This is a genomic window from Kitasatospora sp. NPDC097643 (assembly GCF_040302625.1).
In the GTDB taxonomy this organism is placed as follows: Bacteria; Actinomycetota; Actinomycetes; order Streptomycetales; family Streptomycetaceae; genus Kitasatospora.
Genome location: NZ_JBEOSA010000007.1, coordinates 157,194 through 183,275, shown reverse-complemented (window position 1 = coordinate 183,275; position 26,082 = coordinate 157,194). Strand labels below are relative to the sequence as shown.

The window sequence follows — 26,082 nt, the reverse complement described above, 5'->3', positions numbered from 1 at the left end:
CATGTGTACCGTTTTCTGCTGACCCGGCAGTGGCTGATCACCATGCTGATCGCCCTGCTGCTGATCCCCGCGACGATCAAGCTGGGTTTCTGGCAGCTGCACCGCCACGAGGCGCGGGTGGCCCGCAACGAGCTGATCGGCAAGGCCCTCACCGCCGCCCCGGTGCCGTTCGACACCCTGTCGACGGCCCCCGGCGCCGCGGTGCCCAAGGACCTCACCTGGCGCGCGGTGACGGCCACCGGTCAGTACGACACCGAGCACGAGTTCGTGGTCCGCAAGCGGACCGACTCCAACGGCACGATCGGCTACTTCGTCGTCACCCCGCTGAAGCTCTCCGACGGCAGGGGCGCCGTCCTGGTCAACCGCGGCTGGGTGCCCTCCGCGGACGACGCCACCGCCTACCCGTCCGTCCCGGCCGCCCCCACCGGCGAGGTCACCCTCACCGGGCGGCTGCGCGCCGACGAGACCTCCGGCGGCAGCGGCATCAAGGACCGGGCCGGCATGCCCGACCGGCAGTTCAACCTGATCAGCACCGAGCAGCAGGCCAAGGAGACCGGTGCCACCCTGCTCGGCGGCTACCTGGAGCTCACCGCCACCACCCCGGCCCCGGCCGGCCAGCCCCAGCTGATCCCCGAGCCCAACCACTCCGACATCGGCCCGCACATGGCCTACGCGATCCAGTGGTGGCTGTTCACCGCCATGATCCCGGTCGGCGTCTGGATCCTCGCCCGCCGCGAGGCCAAGGACCGCGCCAAGCAGGCCGCCGAAGCCGGGACCGCCCTGGCGGCCGTCCCGGCCTGACGGTCCGCCCCCCACCCGCTGTCCCCGCGGACGCGCACCGGGCAGGATGGGCGCATGGATCTTGGACTGAAGGACAAGGTGTACGTCGTCACCGGCGCCACCCGCGGCCTCGGCTTCGCCACCGCCCGGGAGCTGGCCGCCGACGGCGCCCGGGTGCTGGTGAGCGGCCGGAGCAAGGAGTCGGTGGACGCCGCCGTCGCCGAACTGAACGCCCTCGGCGGCGCCGGGGCCGCCCACGGCCTGGCCGCCGACAACGCCGACCCGCAGACCGCCGAGCGACTGGTGGCGCAGGCCCGGGAGCACTTCGGCCGGCTGGACGGGGTGCTGATCAGCGTCGGCGGCCCGAAGGCCGGCCCGGTCGCCACCGCCCCCGAGGAGGACTGGCGGGACGCGTTCGAATCGGTCTTCCTCGGCGCGCTGCGGATCGCCCGGGCGGCCGCCGCCGCCCTCGGCGAGGGCGGGGTGATCGGCTTCGTCCTCTCCGGCTCGGTCCGCCAGCCGATCCCGGGCCTGGGCATCTCCAACGGCCTGCGGCCGGGCCTGGCGATGGCCGCCAAGTCCCTCGCGGACGAGCTCGGCCCGCGCGGCATCCGGGTGGTGGGCCTGCTCCCGGGCCGGATCGACACCGACCGGCTGCGCGAGCTCGACGCCCTCGGCGGGGACCCGGAGGCCGCCCGTGCCCGGGCCAACGCCGTGATCCCGCTCGGCCGTTACGGCGCCCCGGCGGAGTTCGGCAAGGTCGCGGCCTTCGCCCTCTCCCCCGCCGCCTCCTACCTCACCGGCGTGATGATCCCGGTCGACGGCGGCGCCCTGCGCACCCTCTGACCCACCCCGGGCGGGCGGGCCGGCTCCGACGGGAGACCGCGTCCCACCCGCCCCGGCGTCACTCGACCCGCGGATGCCTCGGGTGCCGGCGCCTGCGCCAGAAGCGTCGGCGCCGGCTGACGGGGGCCGCCTGCAACACCCGGATCCGCAGGTCGGCGGGCAGCTCCGGCAGGCCCAGACTGCCGCACGCGTCCGCCCGCGGCCCGGTCTCGAAGTGCTCCATCAGGGCCGCCGGATCGCCGCCGGGCGTCAGCCGGACGGCGCCCCGCAGCCGCGGGTGCTTGGGCGCCCGCACCAGGTGCACATCCGCGCGCTCGACCTCCGGGAGCGTGGCCGTCCCGCTCTCCAGCGCCTCCTCCAGCGCCCGGGTGTTGATCCGCAACCGGAGCCCGGTCGCCCCCGGCGTCGGCACCACGAGGGCGGCCGGTCCGCTGCGCCGCAGCTGCGCCAGCAGCCACCAGACCATGCCCACCACCAGCACCGACAGCCCGATGATGACGGTGGGCCACCACCAGGACTGCGCCACCCAGCGGGTCCGCGAGTCGACGCTGACCACCGGCTGGTCCGGGGAGGTGAGCGGCCACCAGTCCGGCGGGTCGACGCCCAGCCGCCCGTACACGTCGAGCCCGCCGGCCAGCACCAGCACCCCGACCGCCAGCAGCACCGCCCCGACCACCCCGAGCAGCACCCGGTTGACGGCCGTCCGCCTCATTCCGCCGCCCCTTCCGGCGCCCGACCCGCGCTCACGTCGCCTGCCCCGAGCCGCGCCACGACCGGACGTCCAGCACCAGCGGCCGGGCCAGCGGCACCCTCGCCAGCTCGTCCCGCAACTGCCGCTGCACCCACGCCGGGTCGGCCGGCCCGATCAGGTGGACCTGCACGCGTCGGCGGCCGACCCGGATCCGCAACCGGTCGATGCCCGGGAGGCCCGCGGCCCGGTCGGCGAGCAGGTGCCCGATCCCGGCCCGTTCGATGGCCGCGCCGGTCCCGCCGTGCGGGCGCAGCACCAGCCACCGCCTCAGCCCGGGGGCCAGGGCCAGCCAGAGCAGCAGCCCGCCGAGCGCGGTGGCGACCCCGGCGCCCACCAGCACCGCCAGGTCGTCGAGGTGACGGGTGGCCAGCTCATCGGCGATCTGGGCGCGCCAGCGCCGTACGGGGTGCCCGGTCCGAACCGCGATCACGTCGTAGAGCAGCGCGCCCGCGATCACCAGCAGCACGGTGGCGACGACCGTCGCGGCCACCGTCCGGGGCGCCCGCAGCCGTCGGACCTTGACCGCCTCGGCGGCCGGCGGCTCAGCCGAGTCCGGCTGCTCCGCCGGGAGTTCGGGCTCCTCCCGGTCCACCGGCGTGCTCACGAGGCCCCCCTGCCGACCAGCCGCTCGACCACCACCGTCACCCCCGACACCCTCGTCCCGGTCAGTCCGCCGACCTGCGCCGCGACCCGGTCGCGGACGGCCCGGGCGAGGGCCGCGAGGTCGGCGGGGAAGGGCAGTTCGACGGTGACCCGGACGGTCACGGTGCTGCCGGGCACGGCCACCGACACCGTCGGCGGCGCCCCCACGACCGAGCGGCCGGCCCAGGCGTGGGCCAGCGCCTCCCGGGCCGCCCGGGCGGCGATCCGCACGTAGACCCGGTCCGCGACGCGCAGCCGCCCCCGGGTCGCGGGTTCCCGAGGGGCGGCGGGGGTGAGGGCCGCCATCAGCGGCGCCGGTCGCGGCCGCGGAGCAGGTCGCCGAGGTCACCGAGCTCGATGTCGCCCTCCAGCAGGCGCCCGACCACGAAACCGACCAGTCCGAGCACTCCCACCAGCAGGAACGCCGCGAACCCGCCGAAGTACCCGGCGAAGCCGAGAGCCATACCCGCCACCAGGCCGACGAAGGCCAGGTTCATCCGCTCCTCCTCGTCTGCACGCTGCCGCCCGCCGCCGGGCGCTGGTGGGGGCCGGCGCTACTTGAGCTTGGGCCGCTGCCCGGAGGGGAGCGGCTGCTCCTCCTCCTCGAACTCCGGCTCGTCGGGCAGGTGGACGTCATTGACCGCGATGTTCACCTCGACGACCTCCAGGCCGGTCATCCGCTCGACCGCGTCGATGATGTTCTCCCGCACCTGACGGGCGAGTTCGGGGATGACCACGCCGTACTCGACGACCAGGGCGATGTCGATGGCGGTCTGCCTCTCGCCGACCTCGGCCTTGATGCCGCGCCCGACGCTGGACTTCCCGCCCGGCACCCGGTCGCGCATCGCGCCGAAGGTCCGGGCCAGCCCCGAGCCCAGGGCGTGGATGCCGGAGACCTCGCGGGCGGCCATTCCGGCGATCTTCTCGACCACGCCGACGGCCAGCGCCGTATGCCCGCGCTCGCCGAGCGTCCGGCCGGTGTCGACCGGACCGGAGGAGGCGGACGCGCCGGAGGGCCCGGCGGGGCCACCGGCCGGGGCGTTGGCGGAGTGCTTGTGCATCGTGGCGGGCGTCGGGGTGTCAGGCATGGGGCGGTCTCCCGTCGTACGGCTCCAGCTATATCGCAGATCCCCCCAACTCTGGCATTTCGCCACGTTTCCCGCCTGCCGGGACCGCCGCAGGGAGCAGCCCCGGAAACGCCGCGGCCCGGCCCCGGACTGTTCCCGGGGCCGGGCCGCATTCGTGCTGCGGCAGGTCAGTCGCCGATGCCGGCGAGGTCCCGCAGGCGGCGGGCCTGCGCCGCCCGTTCGGCCGAGCGCTGCTCGTCGAAGGTGCGCCCGGCCGCGCCCTGGAGCAGGGCCTTGGTCTCCACCACGGCGCTGCGCGGGGCGGCCAGCAGCGCGGCGGCGAGGTCGCGGGCGGCGGCGTCCAGCTCGGCGCCGGGGACGGCCAGGTTGGCCAGGCCGATGGCGGCAGCCTCCTCTGCGCCGACCCAGCGGCCGGTGGCGCAGATCTCCAGTGCCCGGGCGTAGCCGACCAGGTCGACCAGCGGCTTGGTGCCGGCCAGGTCGGGGACGAGACCCAGCGAGGTCTCCTTCATGGCGAACTGGACGTCGTCGGCGACCACGCGCAGGTCGCAGCCGAGGGCCAGCTGGAAACCGGCGCCGACGGCGTGCCCCTGGACGGCCGCGATGGAGACCAGGTCGGCCCGGCGCCACCAGGTGAAGGCCTCCTGGTAGGAGGCGATGGTGTCGTCCAGCTCCTGGTCGGAGGAGCCCGCCAGCTGGAGGAAGGTGGGCTCGCCGGGGATGCCCTCGGCGGTGAACATCGCCCGGTCCAGCCCGGCCGAGAAGGAGACGCCCTCGGCGCGCAGCAGCACCACCCGGACGCTGCCGGGCAGCTCGCGCCCAGCGGCGGCGAGGGCGCGCCAGAGCGCGGGCGACTGGGCGTTGCGCCGCTTGGGCTGACACAGGGTGACGACGGCGAGTTCGCCGTCGATCTCCAGGCGGACGCCGTCCTGCTCCCAGCTCGGGGCCTGCGGGTCAGTGGCGGGGGCGGTCATGCGGGGACCTCCGGTGGCGAGGGGCTTGGCTACCGGAGAGTAACAAACCTCGGCGCGCGACGGCAGGCCACCGGCCGGGAAAGATCGACGGAGGGGGCGGGGAGAGGGACGGACAGCGCCCCGGACATGACGATCGGCGGCCGGTCCGCTCGGCCCGAGGGCGGACGATCAGTTGACGGTGAACTGTCGTCTCCCCGGTCGGCGCCCTGCCGCCGCGTCATCCAGCCTAGAGCTGACGGGACGTCAGGAACCGGCCCCGGCAGTCGCCTTGTTCTTGCCCCGCGTGGCACCACCGCGGCCCCGGAGGATCACTCCGGACTCGCTCAGCATCCGGTGCACAAAGCCGTACGAACGGCCGGTCTCCTCCGCGAGAGCGCGAATGCTCGCCCCGGAGTCGTACTTCTTCTTGAGATCGGCCGCGAGCTTCTCACGCGCGGCACCGGTCACCCGGCTGCCCTTTTTCAGAGTCTCGGCCACCCGTGCCTCCTCGTAGCGTTGCTCGGTCAGATTCCCATGATCACCCATCGACCGCGTCCTGGCCACCCATTCGACAAGGTCGGTGTCGGGAATGGGCGGTTCTTCGGTGGTGATCCGAGCGCACCAGGGCGCTCACGCAGAGTGCACGCCCCCGGGCGGGTGCCGCCGCACGCCGAGAAAGAGCTGATCAGCAGCGTCGGCCCGACCACGATCGAGTGGCGGGCCGACGGAAAGTCCTCAAACGGAATCCGGGACCTCTTCATTCCCGGACACGCCGTGAGTACTAGATTTTCTGCTCCGAAAAGCGGATGCGGTGTCTACTCCCGGTCAGGCGAGGGAGACCAGATCGGCGTAGGACGGGTTCCAGAGGTCCTCCACGCCGTCCGGCAGCAGGATGATCCGCTCCGGGTCGAGCGCCTCGACCGCGCCCTCGTCGTGGGTGACCAGCACGACCGCCCCGGAGAACTCGCGCAGCGCGCCCAGGATCTCCTCGCGGCTGGCCGGGTCCAGGTTGTTGGTGGGCTCGTCGAGCAGCAGCACGTTGGCGCTGGAGACCACCAGGGTGGCCAGCGCGAGACGGGTCTTCTCACCACCGGAGAGCACCCCGGCGGGCTTGTCGACGTCGTCGCCCGAGAACAGGAACGAGCCGAGGATCTTGCGGATCTGCACCAGGTCGGTGTCCGGCGCGGACGAGCGCATGTTCTCCAGGACGGTGCGCTCCGGGTCGAGCGTCTCGTGCTCCTGGGCGTAGTAGCCGATCTTCAGGCCGTGGCCCGGGATGACCTCGCCGGTGTCCGGCGCCTCGACCCCGGCCAGCATTCGCAGCAGGGTGGTCTTGCCGGCGCCGTTGAAGCCCAGCACGACGACCCGGGACCCGCGGTCGATCGCCAGGTCGACGTCGGTGAAGATCTCCAGCGAACCGTAGGACTTGGAGAGCCCGCTGGCCGTGAGCGGGGTCTTGCCACAGGGCGCCGGGTCCGGGAAGCGCAGCTTGGCGACCTTGTCGCTCTGGCGCACCTGGTCCAGACCGGCGAGCAGCTTGTCGGCGCGGCGGGCCATGTTCTGCGCGGCCACCGTCTTGGTGGCCTTGGCACGCATCTTGTCGGCCTGCGCATTCAGGGTCGCGGCCTTCTTCTCCGCGTTGGCCCGCTCACGCTTGCGGCGCTTCTCGTCGTCCTCGCGCTGCTGCTGGTACTGCTTCCAGCCCATGTTGTAGACGTCGATCGCGGAGCGGTTGGCGTCCAGGTAGAAGACCTTGTTGACGACCGTCTCGACCAGGTCGACGTCGTGCGAGATGACGATGAAGCCGCCCTTGTAGGTCTTCAGGAAGTCCCGCAGCCAGACGATCGAGTCCGCGTCCAGGTGGTTGGTGGGCTCGTCGAGCAGCAGCACGTCGGAGTCCGAGAAGAGGATCCGGGCGAGCTCGACGCGACGGCGCTGACCACCGGAGAGGGTGTGCAGCGGCTGGTTCAGGATGCGGTCCGGCAGGCCCAGCGCGGCGGCGATGGTCGCGGCCTCGGCCTCGGCGGCGTACCCGCCCTTGGTGAGGAACTCGGTCTCCAGCCGGGCGTACTTCTTCATCGCCTGGTCCCGGGTGGCGCCCTTGCCGTTGGCCATCCGGTCCTCGTTCTCGCGCATCTTCTTCAGCACGGTGTCGAGGCCGCGCGCGGAGAGGATGCGGTCCTTGGCGAGGACGTCCAGGTCACCGGTGCGCGGGTCCTGCGGGAGGTACCCGACCTCGCCCGAACGGGTCACCGTGCCGGCGGCGGGCAGACCCTCACCGGCCAGCACCTTGGTGAGCGTGGTCTTGCCGGCGCCGTTGCGCCCGACCAGACCGATCCGGTCGCCGGCGGCGACCTTGAAGCTCGCGGACTCGATCAGGATCCGGGCACCGGCGCGCAGCTCAAGGGCATTCGCGGAAATCATGGCTGGGAACTACTCCTGGGACGTGGGCGGGCGCCTGGACGGGCCGGGGCCGGGCAGCGGGAACGGGGCTTCGACGGCGGGTCGGCGCAGCGCACGGGGCGGCGCCGCTCGCCCGCTATTGCCCGGAGAGAACAGCCATGGCGGCAAGTCTACCGGGCCGCACGGCGACGCCCCGGTGAACACCTCCCCGGGGTACCGGCGACCAGGCGGCTACTGCTGCGGCTGGGCCGGCCCGGAGGCCTCGGCGGACGGCGCCGCGGACGGCTGCGCCGAGGGCGTCGCCGCCGACTGGTCGGCCGGCGGCGGGGCCGGGGCGTCCGCCGCCGGGCTCGCCGCCGGGTCCGCGCAGCCGCCCTGCGGCCGGACCGCCGCGAACGGCACCGCCGGGCTGCCGCAGGACACCTCGGGCGCCGCCGCCTTGGTGTCGAACACCTTGGCCGGCACGATCGGGCCGTCCGTGATCAGCACCCGGCTGCCGTCCAGCGCCTTGATCGACGCGGCCGGGCCGGTGTTCAGCTGCCAGCCGCTGCTGTCCAGCCGGTAGCCGTTGATGCCGCCGGAGACGGCCTGCCCGGCGCTGTTGGTGCAGCTGCGCGGCACCAGCACGGCGTACTCGGTGCCGACCGTGCGGAGCGGGTCGTAGGAGCAGTTGCCGGGCGGCTTGGAGTTGTAGCGGAGGTCGCCGTCGGCCTCGCGCAGGCCCATCGTCAGGTTCGGGGTGACCACGGCCACCCACGCGGCGCCGCCCTGCTGGACGGTGTGCAGCGCCGCCGCGGCACGGTCCTGGGCCAGCTGCTTGCGCTGCTCGTCGGTCCGCTTCTCGCCGCCGGGCTCGCCGTCGGCGCGCAGCCAGTCCGCGAGGCCGGGCACCGCCCGGTGCCAGCGCACCTCGTGGTCGCCCGGGCGCACCGAGGTGACCAGGCCGTCGTCCCAGAGCACGATGGCGTTCTCGCCGGCCATCGAGAGGTAGAGCGCGGTGGCGCCCTCGCGGCGGTAGGACCAGGCGTGCTGGCCGGTCTGCCGGTGGTACGCCTCCAGGCCCGGGCCGACCTTCAGTTCCAGATCGGCCGAGCTCAGCGACTGCGAGCTCACCGCGGTGGCCTCCGCGCCCGGCTCCGCCACCCGGTCGCCGAACGGCACCGGCTTGTTGGCGTGCGCCGCCGCCCCCGCGGCAAGGACCAGCATCACCGCCAGGGCAGGCAGGATCGAGCGGGGGGTCAGTACACGCAGCGGCTTCCAGGACACGGCCGGAGCGTACCTGCCGCCGGGCACGCGAGTCAGCCTGGAATCGCGACCCGTCCGTACGCCGGACGGCGGGCCCGGCGCCGCGCGCCCGGCCCGCGCACCAGCCCGCCGACCTGCGCGGTCGGGGCCGGGGCCGGGGCGCGGCCCCCTCCGGCGCCGGGCACCGGACCCCCGCCGGACCGTTACAGAGCTGATACACGCCGCCCACCCCGGGTGCCGTTGCGGCAGACGGCGTTCGAATATCGCCCACTTTAGGGTGACATTCGGCTTTTCCGACGCCCGCCGGGCCTACTGTCGGCGAGCGGGGCGCCACGGTCCGTCCACGCCGGCTCCGTCCGCCCCGCCCTTGCGACGCCCGGAGGAGAGACCATGCGAATCGGCCGTCTGACGCTGGCCGCCGCCGCCCTGCTGCTGATGGCCACCGCCAGCGTCCCGGCCGGGACGCCACTCAGCCAGACCGAGCGGCACTCCCTCTCCTCGGACGCCTTCGAACCGCGCGGCGCCGCCCCCCGCCCGGCCGTCCAGCGCCCCCGGCACGAGCCGCCGTTCGGCGCCTTCGTCGGCTCCTGGGACAACTACATCCCGCAGATCGCCCGGTACGCGCAGTGGCTGAACGACGCCAACCTCCAGGTCGGCCACACCTATCTGGCGGGCAACGGCTGGGCCGACGTCGAGGGCGAACCGGTGGTGCTCGGGATGTGGTCGCAGTGGCGGCTGGCCGACCCGTCCCGGATGCTCATCCTCGGCGTCCCGATGCTGGTCCCCAACGAGGCGAACGTGCCGGACGGCGAGGTCGCCAAGCTGCTCGCCCAGGGCGCGCGCGGGGACTTCGACCGGCACTTCCTGCGGCTCGCCCGGCGGCTGGTCGCCCTCGGCGGGGCGGACACCGTGCTCACCCTCGGCTGGGAGATGAACGGCGTCACCTACACCCACCGCTGCAAGCCCGACCCGACCGCCTGGAAGGCCTACTGGCGGCGGATCGTCGGCGTGATGCGCTCGGTGCCCGGGCAGCGGTTCCGCTTCGACTTCACCCCGAACCGCGGGCTGGACGCGATCCCGTGGACCAGGTGCTACCCCGGCGACGACGTGGTCGACATCATCGGCATGGACAGCTACGACCAGCCCGCCGGCGGCACCTTCGACGACTACGTGCGCGAGCCGTACGGCCTCCAGGACCAGGTGGAGTTCGCGGCCCGGCGGGGCAAGCCGGTCTCGTACCCGGAGTGGGGGCTGTTCCGCAACGGCGACAACCCGGAGTTCGTCCAGCGGATGGTCGAGTGGACGCGCACCCACGACACCGCCTACCAGACCCTCACCGACTACTGCCCGCACGGCTTCTTCCAGTGCGACCGCAACCCGCGGGCCGCCGCCCGGTTCAAGCAGCTGATGTCCGGCTCGAAGGGGGCGCCGGCGGTGGTGCCGACGGCGCCCCCGGTCCCCACACCGCCGGTCGTCCCCCCGACGCCGCCGCGGCCCTCCGCCCCTGGCCCGGCCTTGCCGTCGACGACGGCGTCACCCTCGGCCACGGCATCGGCATCGGCATCGCCGAGCGGGAAGCCCGCCCGGCGGGAAGCGTCGGACACGCCCTAGCTCCGGCGGCGGGCCAGCAGGGCCTCCGTGAGCCGGGGGAAGCGGATCCGCAGCAGGTGCACCGCCGTCCGGCGGGCGCGCACCGCGCCGGCCCGGGCGGTGGCCGCGGGCGCCGGCCCGGCCGGGCCCAGCAGCAGCCGCTGGTTGGCCAGCTGGTCCGGGCGCCAGCGCTGCTTGTACGGCTCCTGACCGCGCAGCAGGCTGAGCACCGGGATGCCGGTGCCGACCGTCTCGTCCAGGGCCGCGCCGAACAGCAGCCCGGCGATGTCCAGCCGCTCCCGCAGCGCCGGGTGCGAGCCGTACAGGTAGAGGCCGCCGAAGGACGGGCAGAGCAGCAGCAGGTTCACCGCGACCAGTTCGCCGTCCAGCCGGAACTCGTGCACGGCGGCCTTGCCGGCCGCGACCAGCCCGGTGGTGGACTCGGTCAGGTGCCGGGCGAACCGCTCGGTGCGGTGCTCCGGGGTGACCCCGCGCTCCTGCCACTGCAGGAAGTGCAGCCGCAGCAGGCCCTCCAGCGCCGCTGGCACCTCGGCGACCGGGGTCGAGCGGACCGCCACCCCGGCCTCGGCGATCTTGCGCAGCTTGACCCGGCTGCGCTGCGCGGTCTTGCCGGGCACCCGCTTCAGCAGCCGCTCCATCGGGACGGCCGGCAGGTACTGGCAGAGCGAGTCCGGGTAGCGGCGGCGCCGGCCGTGCCACTGCTCGTACACCCGCTGCACCGCCGCCTCGGGGTGGACCTCGCGCAGCTCCAGGGTGTGCCAGGGGCGGGTGAGCGGCAGCGCGGCGGCGAACTCGGCGGCGGCCCGGTCCGCGCAGTCGTCGTCGAGCAGCACGTCGGTGTAGTCGACCAGTCCGCCGCCGAGGCCGGTCAGCCCGCCGAGCGGGCCGCCGCGCCGCATGAAGGCGCCCGCGCCGACCAGCCGGCCGTCCCGGCGGACCAGCACCACCAGCAGCGCGCCCGGGCGGCCGTAGTGGCGCCACCAGGAGCACTGCCAGGCGGCGGTCTGGAAGAAGGTGGCCGTCCGGCAGCGGGCGGCCAGCGCGTCCCACTCCTCGGCGAGGGTGTCCAGGGCGTCGTCCTCGCGGCGCAGCTCGGTGGTCCAGCGCGGGGCCGAGGACTGGGCCGGCAGACCGGCCGGGCGGGTTCTGGTGGTCATCGTCCGCTCCCCCCGGCCGCCGCCTTGGCCTTGGCCGGGGGCTCCTCGGCCTTGACCCCCGCCGCCGCGGGCTCCGCTGCCTCGGGCTCCGCCCTGCGCTCGGCGGGCTTCCCCTCGGTGCGCGGGCGCGGGGCCGTGACCGCGGCGGGCGGCTCGGCCGCGGCCGGGACCACCGGGTCGGCCGGGGCGGCGGGGGCAGCCGGGGTATCCGGCTCGGCGGCGTCGGTACGGCGGCGGGTCATCATCACCAGCGCCCCCAGCAGCAGCCCGGCCGCGCCGCCGACCGCGACGTCCAGCCGGGCGGACGGGGTGGACGGCTTGTCCGGTTCGGCCGCCGGGGCCAGCGGGACGAGCCGGACGCTGGTCTCCTTGCTGCTGGTGTTGGCGAAGGCGACCAGCGAGCGGGCCACCGCGTCGGCGGTCTGGGCGGCCTCCTGCGCGCGCCGACCGGTGCCGGTGATCTCGATCATCGGGGCGTCCGGCGAGGTGGTGCCGTGCACCAGGGTCTCCAGCTCGGCGCGACTGTGGCCGGTCTCGGCGGCGGCCACCGCGAGCACCTGCGGCTGCCCGGCCAACCGCCCGTACGCCTGGGCGAAGTTGACGGCGGTGGCGCTCTCCCCCGGATTCTGCGGCACCACCAGCACGTAGGAGTTGGCGGCGTACGAGGGGGGCGAGACGACGGCGTACCCGGCGCCCGCGACGGCGCCCAGCGGCACCGCCAGCGCCACCGGCCACCAGCGGCGGACCAGGCGGCGGGCGCTTCGGCGCGGTGTGGTCATGGGTGAGGCTCCTTGGATATGAGGACGACCGCCCGGCGGTCAAGCGCGGGCCAGTCGGTCGTAGAGGGCGCCCAGGTCGGCGGCGACCCGGACGATGTCGTAGTGGCCGACCGCCGGGGGGTGCGCCAGCGGGTCGGCGGTGCGGGCGTCCGACTGCCGGAGGTCGCGCAGCGCGGCGGTGTACGCGGCGGGCTCGGACGGGATGCGGCGGGCCTGCGGCGCGGCGGCGGGCGGCAGTTCGTCCAGCGCCGGGCAGGCGCTGTGCCGCACCGGCAGGCCGGCCGCCAGGCCCTCCAGGACGCCGAGGCCGAAGGTCTCCCGGATGGAGGGGGAGGCCAACACGTCCAGCGCGGTGAGCAGGTCGGGCACGTCGTCGCGCTCGCCGGTGAGCACCAACCGCTCCCGGACGCCGAGTTCGGCGGCCCGCCGCTCCAGCGCGGCCCGCTCCGGGCCCGCGCCGACCAGCACCAGCCGGGTGTCCCGGTCGAGGTCGGCCAGCGTCTCCAGCAGCACCTCGAAGCGCTTGTCGGGGACCAGCCGGCCCAGCCCGCCGATCACCCAACTCCCCTGCGGCAGGCCGAGTTCGGCCCGCATCCGGTGCCGGACGGCGGCCCGCTCGGCGGGCGGGCGGCGGTACCGGGCGGCCTCGATGCCGTTCGGGATCAGCTCGACCCGGCCCGGCGGGACGCCCCAGGAGTGCAGCGTCTGGGCGACCTGGCGGGAGACCGCGATGGTGGTGCTGCCGAGCCGTTCGGCCGCGAGGTAGAGGCCCTTGACGCCCCGGGTGACCGGGCGGCCCTCGATCACCCCGGCGTGCAACGAGTGCTCGGTGGAGACCACCGCGCGGACCCCGGCCAGCCGGGCCGCCAGCCGGCCGTACAGCTGCGCCCGGTACAGGTGGGTGTGCACCAGGTCGTAGCGGCCGGTGCGGACCAGCCGGACCAGCCGGGGCAGCGCGCCGAGGTCCCGGTTGCCGCGCATGTCGAGGTGGTGGACGGCGACGCCGTCGGCGCGCAGCGCGGCGGCGACCGCGCCCGGGTTGGTCAGGGCGACCACCTCGCACTGCTGGTGCGGCGGCAAGTGCCGCAGCAGCAGCTGGAGTTGCCGCTCGGCGCCGCCGGAGGCGAGCCCGGTGACGATGTGCAGGACTCTCACTTTCCGGACTCCGTCCTCGCCCGCTCGCCGCCGGGACGCTCCGACCGGCGGGCGGCGATCCGGCTGCGGCGCAGCTCGGTGACGGTGTCGCGCAGCCGGTGCCGGCCCTGCTTGGCGCGCAGCCGCCAGGCGCCGTCGCGGTCGCCGACGTAGCAGCGGGGCAGCGCGAAGCGGCCGGTGAGCGGGGAGTGCGCGATGGCGCAGGCGTAGTCGTAGCCGGCGTCGCGGACGGCCAGGGTGGCGGGCAGGTCGACGGCGCCGTACGGGTAGCAGAAGCCGGTGACCGGGCCGCCGACCACCTCCTCCAGGAGGCGCCGGCTCTCCCGGGTCTGCACCGCGAGCACGTCGGCGGGCAGCCCGGGCAGCGACTGGTGGCCGAGCCCGTGCGAGCCGATCTCCCAACCGGCGGCGGCGAGTTCGGTGACCTCCTGGACGGTGAGCAGCTTCTTGCGCGGGCCCTCGACGTCCCAGTCGTTGGCCCGGCCGAGGAGGTCGGCGACCACGTACGCGGTGGCGGTGAAGCCGTACGCCTGCAAAATCGGTACGGCGTACCGGGCGAAGTCGGCGTAGCCGTCGTCGAAGGTCAGGCCGACCAGCCTGTCGTCCCGCCCGGCGGCGCGGGCCCGCATCAGCTCGCGGACCGAGACGCCGCGCCGGCCGCGCCGGTGCAGCCAGGCGATCTGCTCGGCGAACCGCTCGGGGCTGACGGTCAGCTGGTACGGGTCCTCCTTCTCGACGGCCACCGAGTGGTACATCAGGATCCACGGCGAGGAGGCGCTCGGGCCGGGGAGTTCACCGAGCGGACGGCGGCTCCGGGGCAGCTGCGCCCGCGGGCTGTCGCCGCGCGGTGCGGCTGCGGCCGGTACGGCGTGGCGGCGGACGCCCGGCAGGGCCGAACGGACGGTTCCCCGTTCATTGTCCATGGGGAAGCTTCCCTTCATCGGCGGCGGTTGGCGGGTTGAGGACCCGGGCGACGGCGAGGACCGGACCGCGCACCTCGCGGGCACCGAGCCCGGTGCCGAGGGCGGCGAAGGCCAGCGCGACGGTGAGGCCGCCGAGCAGGGTCGAGAGCAGCGGGTCGGCGGCGAGCCCGCCGACGGCGGCGCCGAGCAGGGTCGCCCCGGCGGCGGCGGCCAGCAGTCGGCCGTGGCCGCCGAGCACCCGGCGCAGCCGCAGCGGGATGCCGCGCAGCACCAGGCCGCGCAGCAGCAGCGCGGCGGCGGTGGTGATCCCGGCCGCGTTCCCGGCGGCGAGTCCGAGGGCGCCGAAGCGGGGGGTGGCGAGCAGGCCGACGGCGACGGTGACGCCGAGGCCGAGCACCATGGCCGCGGCCGGGTACCAGTCCAGCAGTCGGCGGCCGCCGTCGTCGGTGCCCGGGTCGTCGGCCCGGCGGACCACCGGGCGCAGCGAGAAGTACGGGCGGATCATCACGCCGATCAGCGCCTGGGCGGGCAGGCCGAAGCTGTAGACCCGGATGACCTCGGCGGTGGCGGCGGTGTCCTGCGGGCCGAAGGCGCCGCGCTGGAACAGCAGCGAGACCACCGAGGGAGCGCAGGCCATCAGGAAGGCGGTGCCGAGCAGGACGACCGCCGCCGCCTGGCCGAGGTCCTTCTCGACCCGGTCGCGGGCGGCCGTGAGATCGCCCGCGGCCAGCGCCCGGGCGACCAGCGGGAAGGTGACGGTGCAGATCAGGATGCCCGCCGTCATGGCCAGTTGGGAGACCTTGGCGGCGTAGTTGAGGTGCGAGATGGTGCCGGGCGGCAGCGCCGAGCCGAGGTAGCGCTCGACGAAGACCTGCGACTGGCGGGTCAGCGTGAACGCCGCCACCGGCAGCAGGGCCAGCGGCATCAGCACCAGCGCCTGCCCGGCCTGGCGGGGGCGGTGGCGGCGCAGCGGGCGGCCGGCCCGCAGCCGGCGCAGGAACGGCCCGACCAGCAGGGCGGCCATCAGCACGCTGCCGACCGCGACGCCCAGCGCGGCGGAGCGCACGCCCAGGAAGGCGTGGCCGCCGAGCAGCACCGCGAGGATGCCGAGGTTGTAGGCGACGTAGATGCCGGCCGGCGCGGTGAACCGGTGGTGGGCGCGCAGCGCGGCGGCGAGGTAGCCGGCCACCCCGAACGGCAGCACGGTGATCGCGGTGATCCGGGTGCAGGTGACGGCCAGCCCCGGGTTGGCCAGGCCGGGCGCCAGCAGCTCGACCAGCTGCGGGGCGCCGACGGCGGTGGCCAGCGCGAGCCCGGTGAGGGCGAGCAGCAGCCAGGGCAGGGTGGCGCGGACCAGCTGGCGGACCGGGTCGGGGGCGTCCGGGTGCTCCTCGCGCAGCACCAGGGCGAGGGCGAAGGCGGGCACCATGAGGAAGGACATGGCGTCCTCGATCAGCAGCGGCGCGGCCGTCTCGGGGACGGTCCAGGCGACCAGGAAGGCGTCGGTGCCCTGGTTGGCGCCGAAGAGGCGGGCCAGCAGGAGGTCGCGGAGCAGGCCGAGGCCGGAGCCCGCGGCGCTGAGGACGGCGGTGATGCCGAAGGCCCTGGCGAGGAAGCCGCGCCGGGGGGCCGGGTCCGGCCCGGGCCCGGCCTCGTCGGCGGGGGCGGTGCGGGGCGCGGGGAGCGTGGACGCCAGCGCGGGCTGGTCCGTGGTCACCGGGCCTCCCGGACCGACGCAGTGCTGGTCGCCCGGGCGCCGGCGGCGAGGCCGAGGACGACGGAGGTGAGCACCGTGGTGGTGCCGCCGATGTCCGCGTAGAGGAAGTCGACGAGCACCCAGGTCAGCAGGGCGAGCGCGGCGAGGGCGGCGCCGCGGGTGTGGCGCAGGCAGCCGAGGAGCAGGCCGAGGAAGAGCGCGGCGTACGCGGTGATGCCGATCAGGCCCTGCTCGCTGAGGACCAGGAAGTACATGTTGTGCGGGGAGAGCAGCGGTTCGCGCTGGAAGCCGATGGTGGGGTCGGCGGCGTCGCTGCCGGAGGAGAGCCGCAGCGGGGCGTGGCTGTCGCGCAGTTGCTGGAAGGCCTTGGGCCCGGCGCCGTGGACCGGGTGGTCCTGCCAGATCCGCCCGGCGGTGGCCCACAGGTCGTAGCGGTCGGAGACGGACTGGTCGGGGGCGGCGGAGACGGAGCCGATCGAGCTGAGCCGCTCGGTGACGCCGGAGGCGCCGAGGCCGAGGCCGCCGACCAGGACGACCGCGGCGGCCAGGGCGAGGACGGCGCCGCGGACGGCGAGCCGGGCGTCGGCGCGCAGCAGCAGGACGGCGGCGGCGGCGCCGGTGGCGATCCAGCTGCCGCGGCTGAACGAGACGGCGAGCGGGAAGGTGAGGAAGGCGGCGGCCGCGAACATGCCCCGGCGCAGCAGCGGGCTGCCACCCGGCCTGCGCTCGGCAAGCGCCAGGGCGAGGGCGGCGAGCAGGCCGTAGGCGACGACGGTGGACATCCCCATGATGTCGAGCGCGCCGAAGGTGCCGACGGCCCGGATCGGCTGGCCGGTGTAGGAGGCGCCGGTCCGGGTGAGGTACTGGTGCGCGCCGACCACGCCCTGGATCAGCGCGGCGAGCACGAAGGAGCCGAGCACCAGCCGCTGGTCGGTGCGGTCGCGCAGCGAGCAGAGCACGGCGGCGGGCACCAGGACGAACACCTGGGTGAGCCGGACGAAGCCGGTGAGGCTGCTGGCCGGGTCGATCGAGCCGACGGTGGCGACGGCGGCGGAGACCACGATGCCGCCGAGGAGCACGCAGGTGGTGCGGCCGAGCGCGGGCAGCCGCCCGCGCAGCAGGTTCAGCGCGGTGAGGCCGACCAGGGCCAGCGAGGCGAGGTCGGCGGCGGTGATGTGGACGGCGGCGGTGACGTCCTTCTCGCCGGTCGGCACGCAGACCAGCAGCACGGTGGCGGCGGCGAGCAGGCTGGGCCGCTCAAGTACCGCTCCGCCCAGCCGGGTTAACGCCGGTGGGCGGAGCGGGACGGGCAGGGTCAGGGCCACGCGGGTCAGCTCCCGTCCGGGTGGAGCATCAGGGCCGCGGTGCGGCACAGGATCTTGACGTCCTGCCAGAGGCTCCAGCTCTCGATGTAGCGGTTGTCGAACCGGGCCCGGTCCTCGATCGAGGTGTCCCCGCGCAGGCCGTTGACCTGGGCGAGGCCGGTGAGGCCGACGGGGACGCGGTGGCGGTCGGCGTACTCGGGGTAGGCCTGGCTGAACCGCATGACGAAGTAGGGGCGTTCGGGGCGCGGGCCGACCAGGCTCATGTCCCCGCGCAGGACGTTCCACAGCTGCGGCAGCTCGTCCAGCGAGCTCTTGCGCAGCAGCTTGCCGACGGCGCCCATCCGATGGTCCTGGGAGATGTTCCAGCGGGTCGCCGACTCGTGCTCGTTGCTCGGGCGCAGGGTGCGGAACTTGAGGACGGTGAAGACCCGGCCGTCCAGCCCGGTGCGCTGCTGACGGAAGAGCACGCCGGGGCCGGTGTCGAAGCGGACGGCGAGGGCGCAGAGCACCAGGACGGGAGCCAGCAGCAGCAGGCCGAGCGCGGCGGCGGTGACGTCCAGGGCGCGCTTGCCGGCCCAGCCGGGGCGGCGCATCGCCGGGCGGCCGACCCGCAGGCAGGGGAAGCCCCACAGGTGGTCGCAGTCGGCCGGCCGACCGGCGGGCAGCGAGCCGTACTCGCGCAGCGCGGGCACCAGCCAGACCTGGCAGCCGAGCCGGGCGGCGTCGCGCAGGGTGGCGGCGGTCTCGGCCTCGTCGGCGGCGCCGGCGGTGGCGACCACGTGGTGGATCCGGTGCCGACGGACCTCGCGCTCCAGCACCTCGCGGCCGCCGAGGACGGGCAGGTCGGTGTCGCCGGCGAGCAGCGGCGGGTCGGGGTCGACGAAGCCGACCGGGCGCATCCCGTACTCGCCGCGCTGGCTGAGGACGGCGGCGACCTTGCGGCCGAGCCGGCCGGCGCCGAGTACCAGGACGGGGCTGGGGCGGCTGCGGCGGATCCGCCGGACGAGGTGGTAGAGCACGGCGCGGCCGAGGGCGGCGATCAGCAGCTGGCAGCCGAGCAGGACGATCAGCCGGGCCGGGGTGGCGGGGCCGCAGTCGGGCCAGCGGCCGTCGAGGCCGCCGGCGAGGGTGACGGCGAAGGCGGTGGCGACGACGGCGCGGACGGCCAGCGCGGGCAGTTCGTCGAGGACGGACAGGGTGAGCCGGGTGCGGTAGAGGCCGCCGGCCAGGTTGAGGGCGAGCAGCAGGGGCAGGACGGCGGCGGCGCCGAGCAGTGGGGTGACCCGCAGGGCCGGGTCGAGGGCCCGGTTGGCGAGGCCGGTGGCGGTGCACAGGGCGATCGCGTCGACCTGGACCAGCGCGAGGGGCAGGGCGAGCCGGGAGCGGACCGCCCGGCGGTGCCGGCGGAGCGGCGGCACGGCCCGGGTCTGCGCGGATCCGGCCGGGCGGTCGAGCAGGCCGGTGGCGGGCCGGCGTGGGCCGTGCAGGGGCCGGCCGGACCGCGGCACACTGTCGTGGTCAATGGTCATCAGCGCACGAACTCCCCTGCTGCGTGCCCGGGGTGACGGCGCCCCGGCACCGGATGGCGCGGAGCGGCCGTCCCGGCCCGGTGGGCTCGGTCCTGACAGCACCTGCTGCCGCTGGCGGCGGCTGACCCCCGCGGGTGCGGGGAGGGCCCGTTGAGATCGGCCGCGCGGGACGCGGCTTCGAATTCCCCGCATAAAATCGAAACGAAGCAGGCAAACTCCGACAATACCGAACGGGCGGGTGTAGGCCGGAAGTTGACTTGCCTTTTCATTCCAGCCGCCCAGTAATAGGTATTTCCGATTTGACGCCTCGCCGATATCCGGTTGAGGGTGCGAATGGGCCGGCGCCGAAAGGGCGGGCATTCACGGCATGTGAAACGATCAGATCCGCTCTGGGACACGGGTGCGGCGCCGTCCGGCCGCCGGACCGGCCCCCAGCAGGTGGCGGTAGAGGACGTCCACCTGTTCGACCACCGTGCGGACGTCGTGCCGGGCGACCACGTGGTCGCGCAGCCGCGCACCCCGCCGCTCGCACTCGATCGGATCGGACAGCCCTTCCGCCATTCGGGTGGCGAGCGCGCTCACGTCCTCCGGCCGGACGACCGCCTGCTCGCGCTCGGCCGGGGGCAGGCACTCCCGGGCGCCGGGCACATCGGTCAGCAGCACCGGACGGGCCGCCGCCATCGCCTCCAGCGGGGCCAGCGCCATGCCCTCCCAGCGCGAGGGCAGCACCACCAGGTCGGCCGCCGCCAGCCACGGCCGCGGGTCCGGCACGTCCCCGACCAGCCGGACCCGGGACGGCTCGGCCGACTCCCGGACCAGCGCCGCCAGCGGCTGCTCGTCCGGCCCGCCGCCGACCAGCGCCAGCCGGGCCTGCGGCACCCGGCGCAGCACCTCCGGCCAGGCCGCCAGCAGCACGTCCTGGCCCTTCTGCCGGCACAGCCGGCCCACGCAGACCGCGAGCGGGGCGTCCAGGTCCAGACCGAGCGCGATCCGGGCGGCCCGGCGGTCGGCGGGCGCGTAGTGGCGCACGTCCACGCCGTTGGGCACCACCGCCCAGTCGGCGTGCACCCCGGCGGCGACGCCGTCGGCCCGCTCCTGGACGCTGACGCAGAGCAGCCGGTGCGCCCAGCGGCTGGCGAAGCGCTCCCAGCGCAGGGTGGCGGCGGCCAGCGGGCCCTCGACGGCCGCGAAGGACCAGGCGTGCGGCTGGAAGACGGTGGGCACCGCGCCGCGCACGGCCAGCCGGCCGGCCAGCCCGGCCTTGGCGCTGTGCAGGTGGACCACGTCCGGCGCGGCGGCCCGGACGATCCGGCGCAGCCGCCAGGTCTCGGCGGCGGTGGTCGCGCCGGGTGAGCGCCCGGCCGGCCAGTCCCGGACCAGCGCGCCCACCGCGGCGGCCTCCTCGGCCAGCCGGCCGCCGCGCGGACAGGCGACCAGCACCCGGTGACCGGCCTCGCGCTGCCCGCGGACCAGATCGACGACGACGCGGGCGACTCCGCCGTCCACCGGTTGCGAAATGTGAAGGATCGTCATATGCACGGCGGCGAGCCTAGGGTCGCTCCCCCGCGCCGCGCGGTGCTCGTCACCCGCAGGTGGCGGGCCGACCACCCGTACGGCTGGCGGGTCGTACGGGTGGACGAACTACTCGAATTCCCGGGCGAATTACCGGGCGGTACGCCTGATTCAGCGCACCACGGCGGCCAGGTTCGCCAGCACCTGGTCGTGAATCCGGTTCAGGCCCTTCGGGGCGAAGGTGCGCTCGAAGAATCCGCCGATGCCGCCCGCCCCCTGCCAGGTGGCCGAGACGGTGACCTTGGACCGGCCCTCGCCGACCGCGGAAACGGTCCAGGTGATCACCATGCTGGAGTTCGCGTCCTTCTCCACCAGCTGGTCGGGCTTGGGCGCCGAGACGGTGAACAGGCAGTCGCGCACCCGCTTCTCGGTGGCCTGAAGCCGCCAGTGCACCTGGGTGCCGGCGCCGGTGCCGCCGACCCGGACCTCGTACTCGCTGTACTGCGCGGGCAGCAGCTTGGGGCGGGTCACCTGGTAGTCGGCCAGCGCCTCGTACACCCGCTCGGGGGCGGCGTCGTATTCCCGCTCGGTGGTGGCCAGCACCTGTCCCATGACCTTGCTCTCCTCGTGTGGTGGGTTCCGCTCTCAGCGGCAAGCCAATCACAGCGTCCGGGGCGCAGCCTTCCGGGGCGCCCCGGCCCGGGGATCACGCCAGGCTCAGGCTGCCGGTGCGCTGCGCACGGGCCTCGCCCACGCGCAGCGCGAGGGCGGCCCCGGCCAGCAGCAGGGCGGACAGCGCGGCCAGCCAGGCCAGGCCGGGGGCCAGCGCGGCCAGGCCCTCGCCCTCCAGCAGCGCGCCGCGCACCACGGTGAGGCTGCCGGTGAGCGGCAGGGCCGCGCCGAGCAGCCGCAGCACGCCCGGCAGGGCGAAGGCAGGCAGCCGGACCCCGCCGACGAACCACATCGGGTCGTCCAGGACGGTGTAGAGGAACATGGAGTCCCGGGAGAACACCATCAGGCTGTTCAGCAGCGCGCCCCAGGCCACCGCGGGCACCAGCAGGGCCAGCAGCACCACCGGGTACATCCACGGCCCGGCGACGTCCAGGGTGCCGAAGCCGGCGGCGGTCGCGCCGAGGAAGCAGGTGAGCAGCCAGGCGTTCTGCAGCAGCGCCCCGGCGCCGTTCGCCAGCATCAGGACCAGCCGGTTCGCCGGGGAGAGGAAGAGCAGCTCCAGGGTGCCGGTCATCCGTTCGTAGGTGAAGTGCGAGGCGGACTGGACGAGCGAGAAGAAGAACGCCCAGGCCAGCGCGCCGGTGGCGAGGAAGCCCAGCAGCCGGCCCGGGTCGGCGGCGAGCGGCCAGCGGGCGGCGGCGGCCGAGCCGGCCGCGATCGGGTGCAGGGTGTAGTAGGTGGCGGCCAGCTGGAGCAGCGGCCAGACCAGCATCGAGGCGATCACCAACGGCTGGCCGAACAGCCGGCGGTGCTGTTTGAGCGTCTCGGCGGCGAACACCTTGCCGGCGTGCCGCAGTTCGCGCCCGAGCGGGGCCCGGCCGGGTGGCGCCGGGCGGCCAGGGCGTGGCCGGGGGCGCCGGGGCGTGCCGGGGCGCGGCAGCGGCAGGGTGCGGTCGGCGGCGACGAGCAGGACGGGGTCGGGCGCGGCGCTCCAGCCGGTGTCGGCGCTCATGCGGCCACCGCCTGCGGCTGCTCGGACCGGGCGGCGGCGGTGCCGGAGCGGGCGGTGTCGGCGAGCGTCAGGATGGCGTCCTCCAGGGTGGGTTCGGTGACCTCCAGGCCCGCGATCGAGCCGCCGGCGGCCACGATCACCCCGGCCAGCGGGCCGGCCACGTCCTCGGAGTGGCGGACGGTCACCAGCAGGGCGCCGTCCGGGTCCTCGGCCAGCTCTGCGGTGACGCCCAGGCCGTGCGCGAACGCACGGACGGCCTCGGCCAGTTCGGGGCGCGGGTCGGGCACGGTGACCCGGACGGCGCGGCGCCCGCCGGTCGCCGCCTTGAGCGCGGCCGGGCTGCCCGCGGCGAGGTGGCGGCCGCCCTCGATCACGTACACGTGCTCGCACAGCTCCTCCACCTCGGCCAGGTAGTGCGAGGTGAGCAGCACGCCCCGGCCCTCGGCGGCGAGTTCGGCGACCACCCGGCGCAGGTCGCGGGCGATCGGGGCGTCCAGGCCGAGGGTGGGCTCGTCGAGCAGCAGGTAGGCCGGGTCGTTGATCAGGCCGCGGGCGATGGAGAGCCGCTGGGTCATGCCGCGCGAGTAGCGCTCGACCGGGACGTCGGCGGCGTCGGTGAGGCCGACCAGCTCCAGCAGTTCGCCGATCCGCGGGCGCAGCACGGGCTGCGGCACGTCGTAGAGGTGGCCGAAGTAGCGCAGGTTCTCGGCGCCGGTGAGCTTGGTGTAGACCATGCGCTCGCCGCCGGCGATCAGGTTGATCCGGCGGCGGGCCTCCCGGGCGTGTTCGACCAGGTCGAGGCCGTCCAGGGTGACGGTGCCGGAGGTGGGGCGCAGCAGGGTGGCGAGGATCTTGATGGTGGAGGTCTTGCCGGCGCCGTTGAGGCCGAGCAGGCCGGTGACCCGGCCGCGGGGGATCTCCAGGTCGAGGCCGTCGACGGCGGTCTTGACGGCGCGGGGGCCGAACAGGCCCTTCTCACGGGTGCGGTAGGTCTTGCGCAGGTCGCGGGTGCGGATCACGGGGTCACTCCTTCGGGGGGCGGCGGACGGCTGCGGGGCCGGCGTCAGTAGGCGCGTTCGACGGCGCGGCGCTCGGCGGCGGGCAGCACGCGCAGGCCGATCAGCAGGTAGCCGAGGCTGAGCGCGAGGCAGGTGGCCAGGCGCGGGGCGAGGTCGGCGAGTTGGTCGCCCTGGCCGAGGGCGCCGCGCAGCACGTCCATCGCCGAGGTGATCGGCAGCAGTTCGGCGAGCCACTGGGCGGGCGCCGGCAGGTAGCTGTTGGGGAAGGTGATGCCGCACAGCAGCGAGACCGTGAGGAAGACCGAGTTCTGCGAGATGTGCGCCTCCCCCGCGACGATCATCAGTGCGCCGAGCACCACCGAGACGGCGAACACGGCGGCGGCCAGCGCGCACACCCCGGCGAGCGCGGCCAGCGGGTGCCAGGCGGGCAGGGTGACGCCGAGCACGGCGGCGAACCCGCCGAGCAGGCCGACCTCGACGGCGGTGTTGAGCAGCGCGAAGCCGGTGAAGCCGAACAGGTACGGCAGCCGCCCGGCCGGGGCGACCAGCAGCGCGCCGAGGGTGCCCTGGCGCTGTTCGGTGATCAGCGCCTTGCTGCTCCAGAGCAGCATCCGCACGGTGAACATGTAGCCGGCCGCGCCGATCGCGATGTAGCCGAGGTAGTCGGCGCCGCCGGTGCGGGCGGTGAAGTCCTCGGCGACCGCGCCGCCGCCGATGGCGTCCAGGGCCAGGTAGGACAGGCCGATGGTGAAGACGCCGATCAGCAGGCAGCCGACGGCGTAGGACCACGGGTAGGCGCGGCTGGTCATCGTCCAGGTGCGGCGCAGCGTCGCCCAGGCGACGGGCATGCGGCCCCCTCTCAGCAAGTGTGGGCGAGTGAGTTTTCATTGGGAACTTACAAGTTCCTTTTCGGAACCCGCAAGGGGGTGCGAGGATGTCGTTCCGGACGGAGAGAGGAGCGGCGGTGCCCAGGGACGTGCCCGCACGCGATGCCCACTGCGCGATCGCCCAGTCGGCGGCGGTGATCGGCGACTGGTGGAGCATCCTGATCGTCCGCGAGACGGCGCGCGGACGGCTGCGCTTCGACGAGCTCCAGCACGAGCTCGGCATCTCCCGCAAGGTGCTCACCGAACGGCTCGGCCACCTCGCCGACGCCGGGGTGCTGGAGCGGGTGCCCTACCAGAGCGCCCCGGTGCGCTACGAGTACCGGCTGACCGACGCCGGGCGGGCGCTGCTGCCCGTCCTGGTGGCGATGCAGGACTGGGCCGACCGCTGGGTGCTCGGCGACGGCTCGCTCTCCGGCTCGGCCGCGCCCGACAGCGCCGAGGCCGCACGGATCGCCGCCCTGCCCGGCACCCGGCTGCCCGAACTCCTGCTGCCCGCCCACACCGGCGGCGAACTGGACCCGGTCGACCGGGAGGCCGGCGCCACCGTGCTGTTCTGCTACCCCGGCCCCGGCCGGCCGGCCCCGCAGCCGCCCGGCTGGCTGGACATCCCGGGCGCGGCGGGCTGCACCCTGGAGAACCGGCTGTTCCGCGAGGCCTACCCCGAGTTCCGCGCGGACGGCCTGGCGGTGCGCGGAGTCTCCACCCAACGGCCGGACGAGCAGCGCGAGTTCGCCGACGCCGAGGACATCCCCTTCCCGCTGCTGTCCGACCTGGACGTCCGGCTGGCGGCAGCGCTGCGGCTGCCCACCTTCCACGTCGGCCAGGGCCTGCGGCTGAAGCGCGCGGTGCTGGTGCTGGACCGGGACCGGGTGGTGCGGCGGGCGCACTTCCCGGTCACCGACATCCCGGAGGCCGTCCGGCAGGCACTGGCCGACGCCCGCGAGGTGGCCGGAGGCTAAGAGTCTCCGGCAATTGGGGGGTGGGTGAAGGAGCGGGGCGAGAGCCGAGTCTGGCAAGGCGGAGGAGGGAGTAGCAGCGGAGCTGCGGCGACCGACGACAACGCAGTCCAGGCGAGAGCTATCGGCCCGCGACGCTGCCCCCCAATTGCCGGAGGCTCTAAGGTGGCCGGTGTGCTCGATCTGGTGACAGCAGTGCGCTACGTCGACCCGCTGCGGGCCGGGGGTTCCGTCCCCGGCGTGGTGGAGACCGACGACCTGGGAACGTACGTGGTCAAGTTCACCGGCGCCGCGCAGGGCCGCAAGGCGCTGGTGGCGGAGGTGATCGTCGGCGAGCTCGCCCGGCGGCTCGGCCTGCGCGTGCCGGAGCTGCGGCTGGTGGACTTCGACCCGGCGGTCGCGGCGGACGAGCCCGACACCGAGATCCAGGACATGCTCAAGGCCAGCGGCGGCCTCAACCTCGGGATGGACCTGCTGCCCGGCGCGCGGGACTACCGGCCCGGGCTGATCCCGGTGGACTCCGCCGAGGCCGGCCGGGTGGTCTGGCTGGACGCGCTCACCGGCAACGTCGACCGCACCGTCCACAACCCCAACCTGGTGGTCTGGCACGGGCGGCTCTGGCTGATCGACAACGGCGCCGCGCTGATCTTCCACCACCGCTGGTCCTCCGCCGAGGCGGCGGTGGGCAGGCGCTACGACCTCAGCGCGCACGCGCTCGGCGGCTGCGCGCCGGACGTCCGGCTGGCCGACGAGGAGCTCGGCCCGCGGGTCACCGTGGAACTGCTGGAAGAGGTGCTGGCGCTCGTCCCGGACGAGTGGCTGGCCGGCGAGCCCGGCTTCGACTCGGTGGCCGCGGTGCGGCACGCGTACGTCACGCACCTGGCCGCCCGGGTGGTGCTCTCCGAGCAGTGGCTGCCGGAGGGCTTCGCCACGCCCGAGCAGGTGCGCGAGGCCGAGCGGCGGCGGGAGGCCCGGACCCGGGCCGGCCGGCCCGCCTGGCTCCAGGAGGTCCCGGACCTGCACGGCAAGCCGTCGGTGGAGACGGTCTGGGAGCGCCACGTCGAGTAGGCCGCGGCGCGGGGGTACGTACGCTCAACCGAAGACGAGCCGGGGAGCGGGA

General features: G+C 75.1%; 26 protein-coding genes. 5 read left to right on the top strand and 21 right to left on the bottom strand.

Annotation, left to right across the window (positions count from 1 at the left end; all coding sequences use genetic code 11):
- Window positions 1-3: 3 nt before the first annotated feature.
- Window positions 4-801, top strand: coding sequence for an SURF1 family cytochrome oxidase biogenesis protein (locus ABTY15_RS07680; protein ID WP_350577683.1), 798 nt, complete (start codon window positions 4-6; stop codon window positions 799-801).
- A gap of 54 nt (window positions 802-855) precedes the next feature.
- Window positions 856-1,626, top strand: coding sequence for an SDR family oxidoreductase (locus ABTY15_RS07675; RefSeq protein WP_350577678.1), 771 nt, complete (start codon window positions 856-858; stop codon window positions 1,624-1,626).
- Between the two features lie 58 nt (window positions 1,627-1,684).
- Here ABTY15_RS07675 and ABTY15_RS07670 read toward each other — a convergent pair whose 3' ends face one another.
- The 9 genes from ABTY15_RS07670 to ABTY15_RS07630 all read right to left on the bottom strand — a co-directional run bounded on the left by ABTY15_RS07670 (window position 1,685) and on the right by ABTY15_RS07630 (window position 8,729).
- A complete protein-coding gene (locus ABTY15_RS07670) occupies window positions 1,685-2,338 on the bottom strand; it encodes an Asp23/Gls24 family envelope stress response protein (protein WP_350577676.1) in 654 nt (217 codons plus the stop codon).
- Window positions 2,339-2,369: 31 nt separating this feature from the next.
- Window positions 2,370-2,981 (bottom strand): DUF6286 domain-containing protein, encoded by a 612-nt coding sequence (locus ABTY15_RS07665; RefSeq protein ID WP_350577673.1) that lies wholly within the window; start codon window positions 2,979-2,981, stop codon window positions 2,370-2,372.
- Window positions 2,978-3,325 carry an Asp23/Gls24 family envelope stress response protein gene (locus ABTY15_RS07660; protein ID WP_350577670.1) on the bottom strand — a complete coding sequence of 116 codons (348 nt, stop codon included), beginning with the start codon at window positions 3,323-3,325 and terminating at the stop codon, window positions 2,978-2,980. Before ABTY15_RS07660 ends, ABTY15_RS07665 begins: the two co-directional genes overlap by 4 nt.
- On the bottom strand, window positions 3,325-3,516 hold the full coding sequence (locus ABTY15_RS07655) for a hypothetical protein (protein WP_350577665.1): 192 nt from the start codon (window positions 3,514-3,516) through the stop codon (window positions 3,325-3,327). Before ABTY15_RS07655 ends, ABTY15_RS07660 begins: the two co-directional genes overlap by 1 nt.
- A gap of 57 nt (window positions 3,517-3,573) precedes the next feature.
- Window positions 3,574-4,107: an Asp23/Gls24 family envelope stress response protein gene (locus tag ABTY15_RS07650; RefSeq protein WP_350577661.1), complete on the bottom strand. Its 534-nt coding sequence runs from the start codon at window positions 4,105-4,107 to the stop codon at window positions 3,574-3,576.
- Window positions 4,108-4,274: 167 nt separating this feature from the next.
- The gene (locus tag ABTY15_RS07645; protein WP_350577658.1) at window positions 4,275-5,081 is read right to left on the bottom strand and encodes an enoyl-CoA hydratase/isomerase family protein; all 807 of its coding nucleotides are present in this window, start codon (window positions 5,079-5,081) and stop codon (window positions 4,275-4,277) included.
- Window positions 5,082-5,324: 243 nt separating this feature from the next.
- Window positions 5,325-5,558 carry a helix-turn-helix domain-containing protein gene (locus ABTY15_RS07640; protein WP_030059940.1) on the bottom strand — a complete coding sequence of 78 codons (234 nt, stop codon included), beginning with the start codon at window positions 5,556-5,558 and terminating at the stop codon, window positions 5,325-5,327.
- Window positions 5,559-5,885: 327 nt separating this feature from the next.
- Window positions 5,886-7,484 carry a ribosomal protection-like ABC-F family protein gene (abc-f, locus tag ABTY15_RS07635; RefSeq protein ID WP_350577655.1) on the bottom strand — a complete coding sequence of 533 codons (1,599 nt, stop codon included), beginning with the start codon at window positions 7,482-7,484 and terminating at the stop codon, window positions 5,886-5,888.
- Between the two features lie 210 nt (window positions 7,485-7,694).
- The gene (locus tag ABTY15_RS07630; RefSeq protein WP_350577652.1) at window positions 7,695-8,729 is read right to left on the bottom strand and encodes a hypothetical protein; all 1,035 of its coding nucleotides are present in this window, start codon (window positions 8,727-8,729) and stop codon (window positions 7,695-7,697) included.
- A 369-nt stretch (window positions 8,730-9,098) separates the two neighbouring features.
- On the opposite strand from ABTY15_RS07630, the gene ABTY15_RS07625 reads away from it, so the two are divergent.
- Window positions 9,099-10,319 (top strand): glycoside hydrolase family 26 protein, encoded by a 1,221-nt coding sequence (locus ABTY15_RS07625; RefSeq protein WP_350577650.1) that lies wholly within the window; start codon window positions 9,099-9,101, stop codon window positions 10,317-10,319.
- Here ABTY15_RS07625 and ABTY15_RS07620 read toward each other — a convergent pair.
- The 12 genes from ABTY15_RS07620 to ABTY15_RS07565 all read right to left on the bottom strand — a co-directional run bounded on the left by ABTY15_RS07620 (window position 10,316) and on the right by ABTY15_RS07565 (window position 23,967).
- Window positions 10,316-11,476, bottom strand: a complete 1,161-nt coding sequence (locus ABTY15_RS07620; protein WP_350577645.1) for a GNAT family N-acetyltransferase — start codon at window positions 11,474-11,476, stop codon at window positions 10,316-10,318. The genes ABTY15_RS07625 and ABTY15_RS07620 overlap by 4 nt on opposite strands.
- Window positions 11,473-12,255 (bottom strand): Wzz/FepE/Etk N-terminal domain-containing protein, encoded by a 783-nt coding sequence (locus tag ABTY15_RS07615; protein WP_350577643.1) that lies wholly within the window; start codon window positions 12,253-12,255, stop codon window positions 11,473-11,475. The genes ABTY15_RS07620 and ABTY15_RS07615 overlap by 4 nt, the downstream gene beginning before the upstream one ends.
- Before the next feature lie 39 nt (window positions 12,256-12,294).
- On the bottom strand, window positions 12,295-13,410 hold the full coding sequence (locus ABTY15_RS07610) for a glycosyltransferase (protein WP_350577641.1): 1,116 nt from the start codon (window positions 13,408-13,410) through the stop codon (window positions 12,295-12,297).
- Window positions 13,407-14,333, bottom strand: coding sequence for a polysaccharide deacetylase family protein (locus tag ABTY15_RS07605; RefSeq protein WP_350577638.1), 927 nt, complete (start codon window positions 14,331-14,333; stop codon window positions 13,407-13,409). Before ABTY15_RS07605 ends, ABTY15_RS07610 begins: the two co-directional genes overlap by 4 nt.
- A complete protein-coding gene (locus ABTY15_RS07600) occupies window positions 14,323-16,050 on the bottom strand; it encodes a lipid II flippase MurJ (protein ID WP_350577635.1) in 1,728 nt (575 codons plus the stop codon). The genes ABTY15_RS07605 and ABTY15_RS07600 overlap by 11 nt, the downstream gene beginning before the upstream one ends.
- Complete coding sequence (locus ABTY15_RS07595) at window positions 16,047-17,375, bottom strand: O-antigen ligase family protein (protein WP_350577633.1); 1,329 nt, start codon at window positions 17,373-17,375, stop codon at window positions 16,047-16,049. Before ABTY15_RS07595 ends, ABTY15_RS07600 begins: the two co-directional genes overlap by 4 nt.
- 5 nt (window positions 17,376-17,380) lie before the next feature.
- Window positions 17,381-18,904: a sugar transferase gene (locus tag ABTY15_RS07590; protein WP_350577631.1), complete on the bottom strand. Its 1,524-nt coding sequence runs from the start codon at window positions 18,902-18,904 to the stop codon at window positions 17,381-17,383.
- A gap of 378 nt (window positions 18,905-19,282) precedes the next feature.
- Window positions 19,283-20,437, bottom strand: coding sequence for a glycosyltransferase (locus tag ABTY15_RS07585; RefSeq protein ID WP_350577628.1), 1,155 nt, complete (start codon window positions 20,435-20,437; stop codon window positions 19,283-19,285).
- A gap of 150 nt (window positions 20,438-20,587) precedes the next feature.
- Entirely contained in the window at window positions 20,588-21,028 is a 441-nt protein-coding gene (locus tag ABTY15_RS07580; protein WP_350577625.1) for an SRPBCC family protein, read from the bottom strand.
- A 94-nt stretch (window positions 21,029-21,122) separates the two neighbouring features.
- A complete protein-coding gene (locus tag ABTY15_RS07575; RefSeq protein ID WP_350577622.1) occupies window positions 21,123-22,100 on the bottom strand; it encodes an ABC transporter permease in 978 nt (325 codons plus the stop codon).
- A complete protein-coding gene (locus ABTY15_RS07570; protein WP_350577619.1) occupies window positions 22,097-23,119 on the bottom strand; it encodes an ABC transporter ATP-binding protein in 1,023 nt (340 codons plus the stop codon). Before ABTY15_RS07570 ends, ABTY15_RS07575 begins: the two co-directional genes overlap by 4 nt.
- Before the next feature lie 44 nt (window positions 23,120-23,163).
- A complete protein-coding gene (locus ABTY15_RS07565) occupies window positions 23,164-23,967 on the bottom strand; it encodes an ABC transporter permease (protein WP_350577616.1) in 804 nt (267 codons plus the stop codon).
- Between the two features lie 116 nt (window positions 23,968-24,083).
- Here ABTY15_RS07565 and ABTY15_RS07560 point away from each other — a divergent pair, with 116 nt between their 5' ends.
- Together ABTY15_RS07560 and ABTY15_RS07555 are read left to right on the top strand one after the other, a co-directional pair.
- Complete coding sequence (locus ABTY15_RS07560) at window positions 24,084-24,965, top strand: winged helix-turn-helix transcriptional regulator (protein WP_350577613.1); 882 nt, start codon at window positions 24,084-24,086, stop codon at window positions 24,963-24,965.
- A gap of 171 nt (window positions 24,966-25,136) precedes the next feature.
- A complete protein-coding gene (locus tag ABTY15_RS07555) occupies window positions 25,137-26,030 on the top strand; it encodes a HipA family kinase (RefSeq protein ID WP_350577611.1) in 894 nt (297 codons plus the stop codon).
- Window positions 26,031-26,082 lie beyond the last annotated feature (52 nt).